Below are 15,920 nucleotides of genomic sequence, written 5' to 3'. Positions count from 1 at the left end.
GATGAGCCGCCCCTGTCGAGAAGCGCGTAACGGACCTGCGGCGTCTTGTCAGACCCTCAGCGTCGTGTCAGACCCTCGGCATCGCGTGAGACCTTCAGCGTCGTGTCAGACCTTCAGTGGCTTGATCGAGGTGGGCGCGTGGCCCGGCTCGGTCGCGATCTCCTCGAACTCGACGACGTTGCTGATGTCGTTCGTCTTGCTCATGGCGATGTTGGTGACGCGCTCCAGGATCGCCTCGACGACGACCGGGACCTGGAACTCGGCGGCGAGCTTCTTGGCCTGCTCGAAGGCGGCGCCGAGCTCGCTCGGGTCGGTGACCCGGATCGCCTTGCAGCCGAGGCCCTCGACGACCTTGATGTGGTCGACGCCGTAGACGCCCAGCTCCGGGGAGTTGATGTTCTCGAACTCCAGGTTGACCTGGAAGTTGATGTCCAGACCGATCTGCGCCTGACGGATCAGGCCCAGGTAGGCGTTGTTCACCAGGACATGGACGTACGGGATCTTGTGCTGGGCGCCGACGGCCAGTTCCTCCATCATGAACTGGAAGTCGTAGTCGCCGGAGAGCGCGACGACCTGGGCGTCCGGGTCCGCCTTGGCGACGCCGAGCGCGGCCGGGATCGTCCAGCCGAGCGGGCCCGCCTGGCCGCAGTTGATCCAGTGGCGCGGCCGGTAGACGTGCAGCATCTGGGCGCCGGCGATCTGCGAGAGGCCGATGGTGGTGACGTAGCGGGTCTCCGGGCCGAAGGCCTTGTTCATCTCCTCGTAGACGCGCTGCGGCTTGATCGGGATGTTGTCGAAGTGCGTACGCCGCTGGAGCGCCGCCTTCCGCTCCTGCGCGTCCGCGGCCCACTCCGACCGGTCGGGGAGCTTGCCCGCGGCCTTCAACTCCCGTGCCACCTCGACGAAGAGCTCCAGCGCGGCCTTGGCGTCGGAGGCGATGCCGTAGTCGGGCGCGAAGATCTTGCCGATCTGGGTGGGCTCGATGTCGACGTGGACGAACTTCCGTCCGGCCGTGTAGACGTCCAGCTTGCCGGTGTGGCGGTTGGCCCAGCGGTTGCCGATGCCGAGGACGAAGTCCGACTCCAGGAAGGTCGCGTTGCCGTAGCGGTGCGAGGTCTGGAGGCCGACCATGCCGGCGTTCAGCTCGTGGTCGTCCGGGAGGATGCCCCAGCCCATGAGGGTCGGGATGACCGGGGTGCCCGTCAATTCGGCGAATTCGACGAGGAGTTCGGCGGCGTCGGCGTTGATGACACCGCCGCCGGCGACGATGAGGGGTCGCTCGGACTCGTTGAGGAGGGTGATCGCCTTCTCGACCTGGGCGCGGGTGGCGGCGGGCTTGTAGGCCTGGAGCGGCTCGTACGTCTCCGGGTCGAACTCGATCTCGGCGAGCTGGACGTCGATGGGCAGGTCGATGAGGACCGGGCCCGGACGGCCTGAGCGCATGAGGTGGAAGGCCTGCTGGAAGACGCCGGGGACCTGCGCGGGCTCCAGCACGGTGACCGCCATCTTCGTCACCGGTTTGGCGATCGAGGCGATGTCGACGGCCTGGAAGTCCTCTTTGTGGATCACGGCGGTCGGAGCCTGGCCCGTGATGCACAGGATCGGGATCGAGTCGCCGATGGCGGAGTAGAGCCCGGTGATCATGTCGGTGCCGGCGGGACCCGAGGTGCCGATGCAGACGCCGATGTTGCCCGGGTGGGTCCGGGTGTAGCCCTCCGCCATGTGGGAGGCGCCCTCGACGTGCCGGGCGAGGGTGTGGTTGATCCCGCCGGACGCCTTGAGGGCCGCGTAGAAGGGGTTGATCGCCGCGCCCGGGACGCCGAACGCGTTGCTGACGCCCTCGCGCTTGAGGATCTCGACTGCCGCGCGGGCAGCGGTCATACGAGCCATGGAGTACTCCTGCTTCGGCTGTCGGATTCGCGCTCTCGTCGCGCCCCGCGGAGAGCTGGCGATTCCGTTGCGGTTCCGCAGCGGCCCCCTGTCCGGATTCCGTATTGCGGAAACTAACTTCTACTATCTGGAAGCAATGTAAGCGGAGCCGTGAGGAGCGTCAAGAGTGGGCAGGAGCGGATCCGCCAAAGGTGTGGTGCGTTGCCCCCCACCGGTGTCCCGCGGATGTTGTCGAACCGTTTCCCTGCCGCAGGCCCCCTCCCTGGAGGACGATGGACCCGCTGTCCCGACGTGACGTCCTGGAGTGGGCCATGGCCGAGAGCGTGCCGGTGCGGTGTCCGGCCTGCCGCCGCGAGCATCTCTACGCAGCACCGTCGTATCCGTGCGTGTGCGGCGCGCCCGTGACGCCTCCGCTCGACCGCCTCGCGGATCCGTCGCCCGTCGCGCACCGCGTCTGGGACGACGACTGGGTCATGGTCCGCTGCGAGGCCTGCGGCCGCGACAGCCAGTGGCCCCACCCCGAGCTGGGCTGCTCCTGCGGAACGATGCTGCGGATTCCGGTGCGAGGGGTACGGCGACCGCAGCGCGCCAAGCTCGCGCCGGGCACCGTCACCGACACGCACCCCGACGGAAACGGGGAATCCCGCGCACGGACCGCCGCGGAGGCCCGCCCGCACACGGCCGACGGCGCGCAGGACGACACGCGGAAAGGCGTGACGAGAACCCCGCAGGACAGAACCGATTCACCGCACGACACCGGGCGTCTGCCGCACGCCCTCTCGTCCGCACCCCGCCCGGCCTTCCAGCCGGTCACCATCCGTACCGCCCGGGACGCCGTCACCGCGGCCGCGCTGTACCTGCGCTGGCTCGGCTACCGCGACATCCGGCGGGCGGACCAGCGGCCGCCGTCCGGGATCGGGCTCGCCGCCCGCGGCATCCTGGCCCAGGTCGACCCCACCGTGCGCCCGGCCTCACTGCGCGACGTGGAGTGCCTGTGGCTGACGGCCATGACGGAGTCGGCGGGCTGTGTGTACTTCTCCCTCGCGGGCTACGCCGACGACGCCCGCGTCCGCGCCGACACCCTCGGCGTCCCCCTCTTCGTGCTGGACCTCACGGGGACCCCGCAGCCGGCGAACATCCCGGCCGACGAACTCATCGCCACCACGGCCGACCCCGACGCGCGCTAGTCGGCGTACGTCTCCCGCAGCTCGATCTTCCGCACCTTCCCCGAGACCGTCATCGGGAAGGCCTCCAGGATCCGCAGCCGGCTGGGGATCTTGTAGTGCGCCAGCTGCCCCTCGCAGAAGGACCGCAGCTCCTCCAGGGTGAGCGGGTCGGCCGGGTCGCGCGGGATGACGCAGGCGAGCACCTCCTCGCCGTACCGCTCATGAGGTACGCCGACCACCTGGACGTCGGCGATCTTCGGGTGGGCGTACAGGAACTCCTCGATCTCGCGCGGGTAGATGTTCTCGCCACCCCGGATGATCATGTCCTTGATGCGCCCGACGATCTCGACGTAGCCGTCCTCGCGCATCACGGCCAGGTCCCCGGTGTGCATCCAGCGGCCGGGGTCGATGGCCTCGGCGGTCTTCTCGGGCTCGTTCCAGTAGCCGAGCATCACGCTGTAGCCGCGGGTGCACAGCTCGCCGGCGGTGCCGCGTGGCTGGGTCACGCCGTCCACCGGGTCGACGACCTTCACCTCGATGTGCGGCAGGACGCGGCCGACGGTGCCCGTGCGGTGCTCCAGGTCGTCGTCCCTCCGCGTCTGCAGGGACACCGGCGAGGTCTCGGTCATGCCGTAGCAGATGGACACCTCCTCCATGTGCATCTCGGCGACCACCCGTTTCATCACCTCGACCGGGCAGGGCGAGCCCGCCATGATGCCGGTGCGCAGGGAGGACAGGTCGTAGGTCACGAAGTCCGCGAGGTTCAGCTCCGCGATGAACATGGTCGGGACGCCGTACAGCGACGTGCAGCGTTCCTGCTGTACGGCCGTCAGCGTGGCCGCCGGGTCGAAGGACGGGGCGGGGATCACGATGCAGGCGCCGTGCGAGGTGGCACCCAGATTCCCCATCACCATGCCGAAACAGTGGTAGAACGGCACGGGCAGACAGACCCGGTCGTGCTCGGTGTAACCGACCGTACGGCCCACCCAGTAGCCGTTGTTGAGGATGTTGTGGTGGGAGAGGGTGGCCCCCTTGGGGAAGCCCGTCGTGCCCGAGGTGTACTGGATGTTGACCGGGTCGTCGCAGCTCAACTCGGCAGCCACGGTGGCCAGTTGCCCGGCGGGAACCGACGCGGCACCCGCCGTCAGGGCGTCCCACGACGGGTGGCCGATGTACACCGTCTCGCGCAACTCCGGGCACTTCTCGCGGACTTGGTTGACCAGGGCCCGGTAGTCGCTGTTCTTGTGCTCCTGCGTGGCGATCAGGACCGAGATCCCCGCCTGCCTCAGCACGTACTCCAACTCGTGAGCGCGATAAGCGGGGTTGATGTTCACCATGATCGCGCCGATCCGCGCGGTCGCGTACTGGACGAGCACCCACTCGGGGCAGTTGACCGCCCAGATGCCGACGCGGTCGCCCTTCATGACGCCCTTGGCGAGCAGCCCCCGTGCCACCTCGTCGACCGCGGCGCCGAACTCGGCGTACGTCCAGCGGCGTCCGGAGGGCACGTCCACCAGCGCGTCTCGCGAAGGGAACGCGGTTATCGCCCGGTCCAGGTTGGCCCCGATCGTGTCCCCGAGCAGGGAGGTGGTGCTCGTGCCATGGGCGTACGACAGCTCCGTCACCGGAAGTCCTCCTCGCGGTACTCGGCGTCCGAACCCGCGGCCGTGGCCTCGCGGAGCTCGATCCGGCGGATCTTGCCGGACACGGTCTTGGGGAGGGCGCCGAACTCCAGGCGGCGGATGCGCTTGTACGGTGCGAGGACCGTGCGCGAGTGCTCGAAGAGCACCTTGGCGGTGTCGGGGCCCGGCTCGTAACCCGCCGCGAGGACGATGTACGCCTTCGGCACGGCGAGCCGCAGTTCGTCGGGGGCCGGCACGACGGCCGCCTCCGCGACCGCCTCGTGCTCCAGCAGCGCACTCTCCAGCTCGAAGGGAGAGATCTTGTAATCACTGGCCTTGAAGACGTCGTCCGCTCGGCCCACGTACGTGATGTAGCCGTCGGCGTCGCGCGCGCCGATGTCGCCGGTGCGGTAGTAGCCGCCCGCCATGGCCTCGGCGGTGCGGTCGGCGTCGCCGTGGTAGCCGGTCATCAGGCCCACGGGCCGCGCCGACAGATCGAGCGCGATCTCCCCCTCCGATGCCCCGGGCGCACCCGACACCGGGTCGAGCAGTTCGACGCGGAAGCCGGGGCTGGGCCGTCCCATCGAGCCCGTCTTGAGCTGCTGCCCCGGGCTGTTGGAGACCTGGACGGCCGTCTCGGTCTGCCCGAAGCCGTCCCGGATGGTGACGCCCCAGGCGCGCCGCACCTGCTCGATGACCTCGGGGTTGAGCGGCTCGCCCGCGGCGACGGCCTCGCGCGGCGGCGTGCGCAGCTGCGTCAGGTCGGCCTGGATGAGCATGCGCCAGACGGTGGGCGGGGCGCAGAACGTCGTCACGCCCGCCCGGTCCATCTCCGCCATCAGCCGGCCCGCGTCGAAGCGTGTGTAGTTGTGGATGAAGACGGTCGCCTCCGCGTTCCAAGGCGCGAAGAGGTTGGACCAGGCGTGCTTGGCCCAGCCGGGCGAGGAGATGTTCAGGTGCACGTCTCCGGGCTTGAGCCCGACCCAGTACATGGTCGCCAGATGACCGATCGGATACGAGACATGCGTGTGCTCGACGAGTTTGGGGCGGGCGGTGGTGCCCGAGGTGAAGTAGAGCATCAGCGGGTCGTCCGACCGGGTGGGCCCGTCGGGCGCGAAGGCCGGGTCGGCGGCGTACGTCTCCTCGTACGACCGCCAGCCGGGACGCGACCCGCCGACGGTGATCCGGGTGTAGTCGCCGGGCACCTCGTCGAACTTCTCGGCGTCCTCGGCGCGGACGACGACATGCCGGACCCGGCCGCGCTCGACGCGGTCGCGCAGGTCGGCGGCGCCGAGCAGCGGGGTGGCCGGGATGACGACGGCGCGCAGCTTCATCGCGGCGAGGGCCGTCTCCCACAGTTCGGCCTGGTTGCCCAGCATGACGAGGACGCGGTCCTCGGCGCCCACGCCCTGCGCGCGCAGCCAGTTGGCCACCTGGTTCGAGCGCTCGGACATCCCGGCGAAGGAGACCTCGGTGCGCTTCCCGTCCTCCTCGACGATGTGCAGGGCGGTGCGGTCGTTGCCCCGCGCGATGACGTCGAACCAGTCGAGTGCCCAGTTGAAGTACTGCGGGCGGGGCCAGCCGAACCCCTCGTAGGCCGTCGCGTAGTCCTCGCGGTGCGCCAGCAGGAAGTCCCGCGCGGCGCGAAACTCGTCGGTCGCGCTCGTCGTCGCCGTCATGTGTCCTCCTCGTTGCCGGACAGCCGCCTACCATCGTGTATTCCGTGATGCAGGTCTCACCACCCCCGAACGGGGGTGCGCCGCGACGAAGGGGCGATCAGGTGGCACAAGACGCAGCCGAGGCGGTGGAGATGCGTGGTGCGCTGGTACGGCTGCGGCGCGCCACGGGGCTGCCGGTCGCCTTCGGCGGCCTGGTCGAGCCCGGGCGCCAGCAGATGCGCATCACCGAACTCAGCGGTACGGCGACGGCCGCGCTCAGCGCGCTCGCGGTGTCCTCGGGCAACGGCCTGGGCGGCAAGGCGGTTGCCCTGGCCCGGCCGTGCGCGGTGACGGACTACTCGGCCTCGCGGCAGATCAGCCATGAGTACGACATGGCGGTCGCCACCGAGGGGCTGTGCTCCGTTCTCGCGGTCCCCGTCGTCGTACGCCGTCGGGTGCGGGGCGTGTTGTACGGCGCCCTGCGGACGGCCCAGCCGCTGGGTGACCGCACGCTCGGCGCGGCCGTCGCGGCGGCCCGGGACGTGGAGCAGGCACTGGTCGTCCGGGACGAGGCGCGGGACCTGCTGGCGGCCACACGGGAGCCAGGACCGGCGGCGGGAGGCGCCGCGTGGGAGGAGGTGCGCGAGGCGCACGGGGTGCTGCGGGCGCTGGCGCCGCGGATCGTCGACCCGGCGTTGCGCGCCGAACTCCTCGCCGTGTGCGGGCGCCTGGCCGACGCGGCGTCACCGTCACCCGCCGCCCGGCACGTCGGCCTCGCCCCCCGCGAGGTGGACGTCCTCGCCTGTGTCGCGTCGGGCGCGACCAACGCGGCCGCCGCACAGCGGCTCGGGCTGCGCGCGGAGACCGTGAAGGGGTATCTGCGCTCGGCCATGCGGAAGCTCGGGGCCCACACCCGGTGGGAGGCGGTGGTCGCCGCGCGACGGGCCGGTCTGCTGCCCTAGGGCGGGCAACCTCCTGGCGCTTTCCATTCAATCCTTGGCGCCTTGAAATGACTTATGCGGACCCCCTGTTATTTCCCTCACCACCCCGACGGTCCGAAATTCAAAGAGACATTGCCTAATATTGGCCCGGACACGACACACGAGGGGAGCGGTGACCGTGCGAGGGGACTTCAAGGAACCTGCGAGACCCCGCCCCGACCTGGTCATCGGCCGGGCGGAACTCTTCGCGGGGGCGCGCGAGCAGCTCTCCGGCGGAGGCAGTGTGCTGGTGCACGGCCCCGCGGGAATAGGAAAGTCGACCGTCCTGCGGGCGTTGGCCGTGGAATGCGCCGAATCTGCACGGACCGTGTTGCGCTGCTCGGCGACCGAGTCCGAATCCCATCTCCCCTTCCTCGCGCTGGCCGACCTCCTCGGCCTGGTCGTGGACGAGGTCTCCGACCGGCTGCCCGCCCCCCAGCGCACCGCCCTGGAGTCGGCGCTCACCGGGCGCGGCGAATCCACCCTCCAGCGCGACGGTCTGGCGCTGCGGCTCGCGGTGCTGTCGGTGCTGCGGGCGCTGGCCGCCCAGGGCCCGGTGCTGATCGTCGCCGACGACCTGCAGTGGCTGGACCCGGCCAGTGCCGAGTTGCTCGGCTTCGCCGCCCGCCGCCTCGGCGGCATGCCCGTACGGATGCTGTGCGCGGTACGCACCGACACGGAGCCCCACGGCCAAGAGCACGACCGCTATCTACGCGCGTCTCCGCCGGAGACCCTGGCCGTGCGGATCAACCCGCTCTCCCGCGCCCATATGGCCGAACTCCTCAGTCACCGCGGCTACACCGGCCTGCCCCGCTCCACCGTGCGGGACATCCACCGCACCAGCGGCGGCAACCCCCTGTTCGCGCTGGAACTGGGCCGCGCCCTCGCCGAGTCCCCGACCCCGCCGAGCCCGGGCGAGCCGCTCCCCGTGCCGACCTCGCTGCGCGCGCTCGTGCTGAGCCGCCTGGACATGCTGTCCGCCGAGGCCCGGCGCACCCTGCTCGTGGCGAGCGCGGGAGCCCGCCCCACGCTGGCGCTGCTGCACGCCGCCGGCCGGGAGAACGCCGAGGCGGAGACCGCCTCGGCGGCGGCGCTCGGACTGCTCGCGACGGAACGCGAGACACCCGGCATCCGGTTCGCGCACCCCCTCGTCTCCGCCGCCCTGTACGCGGAGGCGAGCGCCCAGGAGCGGCGCGCCGCGCACACCGCGCTGTCCACGGCGGCCTCCGATCCCATCGAGCGGGCCCGGCACCTCGCCCTGGCCACCACCGGCACGGACCCGGGGGTCGCCGCCCGGCTCGGCGAGGCCGCGGCCGCCGCCCGGGACCGGGGCGCGCCCTCGGTCGCCGCGGGGCTGGGCCTGCTCGCGGCCCGGCACACTCCGGCCGACACCGTGCCCGGTCCCGACGAACGGCGGCTGCAGGCCGCCGAGGACGCGCTGACGGCCGGCGAGACGGACCTCGCCCGGGACATCGCGCGCCAGGTGCTCGCCCGGGCCACCGAACCGGCGGACCGGGTGCGGGCCTGGATGGTCGTCATCGACGCCGCGGGGCATGCCATGTCCGAGATCGACGCCGTCTTCCCGCACGCGCTCGCGGACGCGGGCGACGACCCGCGGCTGCTCGCCCTCGTCCGCTACCAACTGGCCTGGCGGGCCCTGCTCATGGAAGGCGAGATGGCCAAGGCCCGCGAGGAGGCCGCCAGTGCCGCGCGGCTCGCGGCCCGCGCCGGGGACCGGCCCACCGAACTCCTCGCGCTGGGCTTCCAGGCGCAGATGGAGACCCTGATGGGGCACCCGGACGCCCCGGCGACCATCCAGCGGGCGATGCGCGAGCCGCAGGACCCCCGGGTGGCGTGCGACCACAACGGCGCCGGCGCCGCCCGCTTCCGCTGGCTGATCATGGGCGACCAGCTGGCCGAGGCCCGTACGACCATCACCGCACTGCTGCGCGAGGTGCAGCGGCGCGGCATGGTCGAGAGCGAGGTGCACTTCCTGCGCGGCCTCGCCGAGACCGAGTTGCGCTCCGGGCACTGCGGCCGGGCCCTCGACCTGGCCCGCGAGAGCCTGCGGCTCGCCCGCGACACGGGGATCGGGGAGGCGGCCACCGCCATGTTCACCTCGCTCGCCGAGGCCGCGGGCGGCGACGTGGACCGTGCGCTCGCCCTCGCCCGGGAGGCCGTGGACCGCGCCGAGGAGGACGGCGACCTGATCTACCTCTCGCGCGCTCTGGGCGCCCTCGGCCACGCCCAGCTGGTCGCCGGGGACGCCGCGGCGGCGGTCCAGTCCCTGCGGCGGGTACGGGAACTGGAGGAGGGACTCGGCGTCATCGACCCCGCGCGCGGCCGCTGGCACGGCGACCTCGCCGAGGCGCTCGTACGGATCGGCGAGCCCGTCGAGGCGCAGGACGTCATCGACGTCACCCGGCAGCGGGCCCTGCGGCTCGAACGCGAGAGCGTCCTCGCCGTCCTCGACCGCGCCGAGGCGCTCGTACGCGCCGCTCGCGGCGAACAGGGCCCCGCCGAACGCCAGCTGACCTCCGCTCAGGACCGCCTCGCCAAGCTGGGCTACGGCCTGGAGGAAGCCCGCGCCGCGTACGCCCTCGCGGGCTTGCGCACCCACCGGCCCGGCCCCACCTCGTACGACGAGGCGGCCCGCCTCTTCCGCCGCTGCCGCGCCCTGCCCTGGCTCCGCCAGGCCGAGTCCGCATCCACCACCCATCCTGCCGCGCCGCCCCTCGCCTCCGCCGCGCTCGACACCCTCGCCGCGACCGAACGCCAGGTCGCCGCCCTCGTCATGGAGGGCGCCACCAACCGCGAGATCGCCGCGCGCCTGTTCATCAGCGTGAAGACGGTCGAGGCGACCCTCACACGGGTGTACCGGAAGTTGGGGATCCGCTCGCGGGTGGACATAGTCAGGCTGGCGGCGGGGCGGAGGCCCGGCTGAGCCGGACCCCAGGCCGGGACCAACCGGGTGACACGGGACGCTAAACCCCGGCTCCCGCGGCCAAGGGTTTTCCCTCCTCCAACTCCCCTAGGGGGTTCCCTGCTTGGAAGCGGAGCTCTCCGCTTCTAGCGTGAACCCCGTGCCGCTCGCTCGGGCACACGGTGCCACCCACAGGCACTGTGCTCACCCCCCACACCCGCGCGTCCCCCCACCGGCAAACTCCTAGGAGACCCATGTTCGGGCTCAACCGCGCCAAGAAGACCGCCGCCGCCTGTGTGGCGACCGCTGCCGCCGCCGCGACCGCCCTGCTCGGCGCCCCCTCCGCCGTAGCCGCGCCGCAGCCGATCGTCGGTGGCACGACGACCACGACGACCGCGTACCCGTTCATGATGCAGATCACCGACGCCTCGCAGAACCAGTTCTGCGGTGGCACCCTGGTCGCCGCCAACAAGGTGGTCACGGCCGCCCACTGTATGGTCGGCGAGACCACCAGCAGCATCCGCGTCGTCGGCGGCAGAACGTACCTGAACGGCACCAACGGCACCGTCAGCAAGGTCAGCAAGATCTGGATCAACCCCGACTACACGGACGCCACCAACGGTGACGACGTGGCCGTACTGACCCTGTCGACGTCGATGTCGTACACCACGGCGAAGTACGTCGCCTCCACGGACACCAGCGTGTACGCGACCGGCACCACCGCCCGTATCGTCGGCTGGGGCACCACCTCCGAGAGCGGCAGCTCCTCCAACCAGCTGCGGACCGCGACCGTCCCGATCGTGTCCAACTCCAGCTGCGCCGGCTCGTACGGCTCCGACTTCGTGGCCTCCGACATGGTCTGCGCCGGATACACCTCCGGCGGCGTCGACACCTGCCAGGGCGACAGCGGCGGCCCGCTGCTCATCGGCGGCGTCCTGGCAGGCATCACCTCCTGGGGCGAGGGCTGCGCGGAGGCCGGCTACCCGGGTGTCTACACCCGTCTGACGACCTTCTCCAGCCTGGTGACCGCGCAGGTCAACTCGTAGTCACCGATGAACTCCTGAGAACCCCTCAGGTGAATGCCAGGGGGCGTTGCGAGCCACCACGAGCGGCCCGCAGCGCCCCCTATCCACCGCACCCTTTCCCGTCCCCCTAACCCCTCTACTTGTCGGCGGTCAGCTTCCCCGCGACACCCCAACTGTCCGCCGGCACCTCGTGGATCCAGACGTGCACGGTCTCGGCCGGAATCCGGTACGCGTCGACGAAGGCGTCGGTGACGCGCTTGACGAGGTCCCGCTTGAGCTCGACGTCGCGCGGACCCTGCTGAATGGTGACGATGGGCATGGCTGAACTCCCTTGTCCGAGGCGGCTCTTGCCGCTTTCCGAGTACGGGAACAGTCCATCGCGCGGGGCGTCACCGACCAAGAAGCAGCCGGCGACCGCAGCGATCAGCTTTCGTGATCGCCGCAGGCCGCACGCAGGTTGTCGAGGTACGGCGGCGGATTCGAGCCGTGCACGGCGAGCCCGGTGGTGAGCGCGAGGCCCGGCGCCCGGAAGGGTACGAAGGCGATCCGGGGCGCGTGCAGGACGCGGGCGTGGGAGGCGTACACGACCGTCCACAGCGGCCGGGTGCCGATGGTGGCGAGGGTGTCCTGCAAGGAGCCGCCGGCCGGACCGGGCAGCGGCTGGAACCCCGCGTCGTGACAGGCCCCGACCACCAGGTCGACCAGCGCGGGATTCACCCGGCGCTCGGTGATGCTCAGCGGCAGCCCGGCCAGCTCGTCGAGGGCGACCTCGTCCCGCGCGGCCAGCGGGTGCGCGGCGGGCAGGGCGGCCACCAGGGGGTCGGGCCACAGCGGCAGTACCCGTACGCCCGGCAGCCGCTCACTCGGTGACACGCCCCGGACGAACGCCGCGTCCAGCCGCCCGTCCGCGACCCGGGCGAGCCGCTCCCCTGCCGGGAGCGAGACCAGTTCGACCGGAACGTCCGGCTCCCGCTCGGCGAAGGCCGCGAGCACCCGGTCCAGATGTTCGCCGAGGCCGGTGCTGGTGCCGAGCCGCAGCCCGGCGGCAGGTGCGACGGCCGCCCGCGCCCGCTCGGCCGCCGCCAGCACGGCGCGCGCCTCGGGCAGCAGACGCTCCCCCGCACCGGTGAGCCGTACATGCCGGGGTGAACGGTCGAAGAGCTCGGCGCCCAGCTCCCGCTCCAGCCGCTGGATCTGCTGGCTGACAGCCGACTGCACGATATGGAGACGCTCCGCCGCCCGGCCGAAGTGCAGCTCCTCGGCGACCGTCACGAAATAGCTGAGCTGCCGAAGTTCCATGCCGTGGACTCTAGAGCGCACTGAGGGCCGCCTGTTTGAATGGGCCCTCGTGGGAGGTGATGGACATGGTGTCCACGGACCGTTTCCTGGCCTTCGCCGCGATGTCGCTGCTGGTGATCGTGATTCCCGGGCCCAGCGTGCTGTTCGTCATCGGACGGGCGCTCGCCCACGGCCGGCGCACCGCGGTGGCGACGGCACTCGGCAACGTCTTCGGCTCGTACCTGCTGGTCGTGGCGGTCGCCTTCGGGATCGGTTCGCTGGTCGAGCGCTCGATGACGGTCTATCTGGCGGTGAAGCTGGCCGGCGCCGCGTATCTCGTCCTCCTGGGTGTGCAGGCGTTCCGGCACCGCAAGGAGCTGAAGGCGTCGGCGATCAAGGCGGCACCCGCGGCCGAGGCGCACGGCGATCTCCGCACGGTCCTGGACGGCGCCCTCGTCGGCGTCACCAACCCCAAGGGCATCGTCTTCTTCGCCGCGGTACTCCCCCAGTTCGTGGACCACTCCGCAGGCCAGGTCACGACGCAGATGCTGCTGCTGGGTCTGGTCCCGATCTCCATCGGCCTGGTCACGGACACCCTGTGGGGCCTGACCGCGTCGGCGGCCCGCACCTGGTTCGCCCGCTCGGACCGCCGTCTGTCCCTGATCGGCGGCGCGGGCGGCTTCACGATGATCGGGCTGGGGCTGACGGTGGCGGTGACGGGACGGGCGGACTGAGGCGTCCGTAACCTCGGGGCGTACGACAACATCAGGGCCGTACGACAGCCTCAGGGCCGTACGACGGTCCCGAACCGGATGTCGCAGGCCTCCCCCTGCCGCATCACCTTGAGCATCCGCTGCCCTTCCTCGGTGACCTCGTCCCGTTGCGCCTTCGTGAGCGCGCCGAAGGGCTCGATGACGAGCGCCCCCTCGTCCAGCTTCCACACTCCGGCCAGGAATCCGTCGACGAGCAGGGTGCAGTGCGCCTGGTTGCCCTGCCAGGTGCGTCCCTTGAGGCCGGCGGGTACGACGCGGGAGCGGTCGGCGTGGGACAGCAGCAGGTTGTCGAACTCGGGCAGGAAGCGCGGCGGGGCCGGGGTGTCCGCGTCCGGGCGGGGCGCGTCGGGAAGGTCGAAGAGCTCGACGCCGTTCTCGTCACGGAACGTGACCAGCTGGGCCCTGAGCCGTTCGAAGGCCTCGCGCAGCCGGGTCAGGCCCGCCCAGGTCTGCATGTCCTTGACGGAGGCGGGCCCGAAGGCGGCGAGGTAGCGCAGGACGGTCGCGTCCGGCGTGGGCGCGGGCTCGGCGGGGCGGCCGAGCCAGTGCTCGGCGGTGGTGAGCGCGACCTGGCCGCTGCGGCCCCACAGACCGCGCGGGGTGACCTGGACGAGCGGCAGCCGGCAACGGGCGGCGACCGAGAGCGCGAACGGGTCGGCGTCCGGCCATTCGGCGAGCAGCGCCTCGCGCAGCTGCTTCATGGTGCGCGGCTCGGCCTCCACCAGCTCACGGCTGATCGCGGCGAGCCGGTCCAGGTCGACGCCGGTGAGCCCCTTGCGGAAGGTGCCGAGCTCCCGGTCGCGTGCGGCCTGCACGAGCGGGCGCAGGACGAGGGCGTCGTCGGCGGTGTGGGTGTGGATGGTGGAGCGCATGGTGACGATGCGTACGGCCTCCCGGTCGGCCATGAGCTGCGACAGCGCCTCGGGGGTGAAGCCGTCGAGACGGGCGGCGAGGGCGTAGTACGGCGGCTTGACGTTCTGCGCCTGGAGGCCGAGGAGGTGTTCGACGGCGGCCTTCGCGGACAGCGGGGAGCGGCGCAGCAGAAGCTGGCGGTCGAGGGTCGCGCGGTTGAGGGCGCGGGTGCCGAGTACGGAGGCCGTCGTGGTCGTCTTCGTCATGCTCCGCACGCTAGCGCCGCTTGCGGACAGCTTCTGTCCGCAACTCTCACCGGATCCCGAGGCGGCCGGGCACGCTCAGGCCGTTTGCCCCGTATATCCTGCTCCGTGATCACACAGACGCACGTTCGACACTGGAGGCAGCCGCGATGTCCGAGCGACGCGCCCGCTCAGCCTCGAAGGACACGAGGGGCGACTCGAAGAACGCAAGCAACGGGAAGGACGCCAGGAAGTCCGTCTGGCGACGCGCCCTGACCCCGCCGGCCGCGCCGCCCGCGCGGCCCCCGTCGCCCCGCCCCGACCCGCCGGCACCGGACCCCGACGACGCCGGCAGCGTCGTACAGGCGGCCCTGTACCGCGACGGTGTCCGCGTCTCGACCCCCGCGACCCTCGCCGACACCTTCCGCGAGCTGCGCGACGAGCCGGACGGCGTGGCATGGATCGGTCTCGCCCGCCCGACGGAGGCCGAACTCCTCTCCCTGGCCGCCGAGTTCGACCTGCATCCGCTCGCCGTCGAGGACGCGATGGAGGCGCATCAGCGCCCGAAGCTGGAACGCTACGGCGACACACTCTTCGTGGTCCTGCGCGCCGCGCGCTACCTGGACGCACTGGAGGAGGTCGACTTCGGTGAGCTGCACGTGTTCGTGGGCCCGGACTTCGTGATCACGGTCCGGCACGGTGCGGCGCCGGACCTCTCGGCGGTGCGCCGCCGCATGGAGGACACCCCGGAGCTGCTGAAACTCGGCCCCGAGGCCGTCCTCTACGCGATCCTCGACTCCGTGGTCGACGGTTACCTCCCCGTGGTCACCGGCGTCCAGAACGACATCGACGAGATCGAGACCGAGGTCTTCCGCGGCGACCCCAAGGTCTCCCGCCGCATCTACGAACTCTCCCGCGAAATGGTCGAGTTCCAGCGCGCCACCCGCCCCCTGGTCGGCATGCTGCACGCCCTGATGGCCGGCTTCGCCAAATACGGCACCGACGAGGAACTCCAGCGCTACCTCCGCGATGTCGCCGACCACGTCACCCACACCAGCGAACGCGTCGACGGCTTCCGCCAGGCCCTCACCGACATCCTCACCGTCAACGCGACGCTGGTGACCCAGCAGCAGAACGCCGAGATGCGGGCGTTGGCGGAGGCGGGGTTCGAGCAGAACGAGGAGATCAAGAAGATCTCGTCCTGGGCGGCTATTTTGTTCGCTCCGACGCTGGTCGGGACGATCTACGGGATGAACTTCGACAGCATGCCGGAGCTGCACTGGGTGCTCGGGTACCCCTTCGCGATCGTCCTGATGGCGGTTGTATGTACGAGTTTGTACGTCATCTTCAAGCGCAAGGACTGGCTCTGATCCATCGCCGTGAGAGCCACTGACGTACAGCGGCCGCCCCGCCTTCGGCGGTGATCTTCCCGCTCCCGGCCTCAGCGGGCGATCTTGTCCAGGCAAGCAGACAATGAGCGCGAGGGATCCTCTCGCGGCTGAGACGGGATG

General features: G+C 71.3%; 12 protein-coding genes. 6 read left to right on the top strand and 6 right to left on the bottom strand.

Going from position 1 to position 15,920, the window contains the following annotated elements:
• Positions 1 to 105: 105 nt before the first annotated feature.
• On the bottom strand, positions 106 to 1,881 hold the full coding sequence (gene gcl / locus AB5J50_RS39310) for a glyoxylate carboligase (RefSeq protein WP_369265637.1): 1,776 nt from the start codon (positions 1,879 to 1,881) through the stop codon (positions 106 to 108).
• 320 nt (positions 1,882 to 2,201) lie between these two features.
• On the opposite strand from gcl, the gene AB5J50_RS39305 reads away from it, so the two are divergent.
• Positions 2,202 to 3,077, top strand: a complete 876-nt coding sequence (locus AB5J50_RS39305) for a hypothetical protein (protein ID WP_369265636.1) — start codon at positions 2,202 to 2,204, stop codon at positions 3,075 to 3,077.
• On the opposite strand, the gene AB5J50_RS39300 is transcribed toward AB5J50_RS39305, so the two are convergent.
• The gene (locus tag AB5J50_RS39300; RefSeq protein WP_369263442.1) at positions 3,074 to 4,681 is read right to left on the bottom strand and encodes an AMP-binding protein; all 1,608 of its coding nucleotides are present in this window, start codon (positions 4,679 to 4,681) and stop codon (positions 3,074 to 3,076) included. The genes AB5J50_RS39305 and AB5J50_RS39300 overlap by 4 nt on opposite strands.
• The gene (locus AB5J50_RS39295; RefSeq protein WP_369263441.1) at positions 4,678 to 6,357 is read right to left on the bottom strand and encodes an AMP-binding protein; all 1,680 of its coding nucleotides are present in this window, start codon (positions 6,355 to 6,357) and stop codon (positions 4,678 to 4,680) included. The genes AB5J50_RS39300 and AB5J50_RS39295 overlap by 4 nt, the downstream gene beginning before the upstream one ends.
• A gap of 101 nt (positions 6,358 to 6,458) precedes the next feature.
• Between AB5J50_RS39295 and AB5J50_RS39290 the strand changes: the two genes are divergently transcribed.
• The 3 genes from AB5J50_RS39290 to AB5J50_RS39280 all read left to right on the top strand — a co-directional run bounded on the left by AB5J50_RS39290 (position 6,459) and on the right by AB5J50_RS39280 (position 11,285).
• Entirely contained in the window at positions 6,459 to 7,298 is an 840-nt protein-coding gene (locus tag AB5J50_RS39290; protein WP_369263440.1) for a response regulator transcription factor, read from the top strand.
• Between the two features lie 151 nt (positions 7,299 to 7,449).
• Complete coding sequence (locus AB5J50_RS39285) at positions 7,450 to 10,260, top strand: AAA family ATPase (protein ID WP_369263439.1); 2,811 nt, start codon at positions 7,450 to 7,452, stop codon at positions 10,258 to 10,260.
• Between the two features lie 233 nt (positions 10,261 to 10,493).
• Entirely contained in the window at positions 10,494 to 11,285 is a 792-nt protein-coding gene (locus AB5J50_RS39280; RefSeq protein WP_369263438.1) for a trypsin-like serine protease, read from the top strand.
• A gap of 115 nt (positions 11,286 to 11,400) precedes the next feature.
• Here AB5J50_RS39280 and dmpI read toward each other — a convergent pair whose 3' ends face one another.
• Together dmpI and AB5J50_RS39270 are read right to left on the bottom strand one after the other, a co-directional pair.
• Positions 11,401 to 11,583 (bottom strand): 4-oxalocrotonate tautomerase DmpI, encoded by a 183-nt coding sequence (gene dmpI / locus AB5J50_RS39275; RefSeq protein ID WP_330308260.1) that lies wholly within the window; start codon positions 11,581 to 11,583, stop codon positions 11,401 to 11,403.
• A 104-nt stretch (positions 11,584 to 11,687) separates the two neighbouring features.
• Positions 11,688 to 12,563 carry a LysR substrate-binding domain-containing protein gene (locus AB5J50_RS39270; protein ID WP_369263437.1) on the bottom strand — a complete coding sequence of 292 codons (876 nt, stop codon included), beginning with the start codon at positions 12,561 to 12,563 and terminating at the stop codon, positions 11,688 to 11,690.
• A 65-nt stretch (positions 12,564 to 12,628) separates the two neighbouring features.
• On the opposite strand from AB5J50_RS39270, the gene AB5J50_RS39265 reads away from it, so the two are divergent.
• Positions 12,629 to 13,276 carry a LysE family translocator gene (locus tag AB5J50_RS39265; protein ID WP_369263436.1) on the top strand — a complete coding sequence of 216 codons (648 nt, stop codon included), beginning with the start codon at positions 12,629 to 12,631 and terminating at the stop codon, positions 13,274 to 13,276.
• Positions 13,277 to 13,326: 50 nt separating this feature from the next.
• On the opposite strand, the gene AB5J50_RS39260 is transcribed toward AB5J50_RS39265, so the two are convergent.
• Positions 13,327 to 14,433, bottom strand: a complete 1,107-nt coding sequence (locus AB5J50_RS39260) for a winged helix DNA-binding domain-containing protein (protein WP_369263435.1) — start codon at positions 14,431 to 14,433, stop codon at positions 13,327 to 13,329.
• Positions 14,434 to 14,579: 146 nt separating this feature from the next.
• On the opposite strand from AB5J50_RS39260, the gene AB5J50_RS39255 reads away from it, so the two are divergent.
• Positions 14,580 to 15,779, top strand: coding sequence for a magnesium and cobalt transport protein CorA (locus tag AB5J50_RS39255; protein ID WP_369263434.1), 1,200 nt, complete (start codon positions 14,580 to 14,582; stop codon positions 15,777 to 15,779).
• Positions 15,780 to 15,920 lie beyond the last annotated feature (141 nt).

Origin of the sequence: Streptomyces sp. R35 (assembly GCF_041053035.1) — a bacterium.
GTDB lineage: Bacteria > Actinomycetota > Actinomycetes > Streptomycetales > Streptomycetaceae > Streptomyces > Streptomyces lutosisoli.
The sequence above is the reverse complement of the archived record's forward strand: the minus strand, read 5'-3'. Positions and strand labels throughout refer to the sequence as shown.

What these genes read in the sequence shown, in the direction of transcription:
- gcl (WP_369265637.1), bottom strand. Translation starts at nt 1,881, where the DNA reads ATGACCGCTGCCCGCGCGGCAGTCGAGATCCTCAAGCGCGAGGGCGTC.
- AB5J50_RS39305 (WP_369265636.1), top strand. Translation starts at nt 2,202, where the DNA reads ATGGCCGAGAGCGTGCCGGTGCGGTGTCCGGCCTGCCGCCGCGAGCAT.
- AB5J50_RS39295 (WP_369263441.1), bottom strand. Translation starts at nt 6,357, where the DNA reads ATGACGGCGACGACGAGCGCGACCGACGAGTTTCGCGCCGCGCGGGAC.
- AB5J50_RS39280 (WP_369263438.1), top strand. Translation starts at nt 10,494, where the DNA reads ATGTTCGGGCTCAACCGCGCCAAGAAGACCGCCGCCGCCTGTGTGGCG.
- dmpI (WP_330308260.1), bottom strand. Translation starts at nt 11,583, where the DNA reads ATGCCCATCGTCACCATTCAGCAGGGTCCGCGCGACGTCGAGCTCAAG.
- AB5J50_RS39270 (WP_369263437.1), bottom strand. Translation starts at nt 12,563, where the DNA reads ATGGAACTTCGGCAGCTCAGCTATTTCGTGACGGTCGCCGAGGAGCTG.
- AB5J50_RS39265 (WP_369263436.1), top strand. Translation starts at nt 12,629, where the DNA reads ATGGTGTCCACGGACCGTTTCCTGGCCTTCGCCGCGATGTCGCTGCTG.
- AB5J50_RS39260 (WP_369263435.1), bottom strand. Translation starts at nt 14,433, where the DNA reads ATGACGAAGACGACCACGACGGCCTCCGTACTCGGCACCCGCGCCCTC.
- AB5J50_RS39255 (WP_369263434.1), top strand. Translation starts at nt 14,580, where the DNA reads ATGTCCGAGCGACGCGCCCGCTCAGCCTCGAAGGACACGAGGGGCGAC.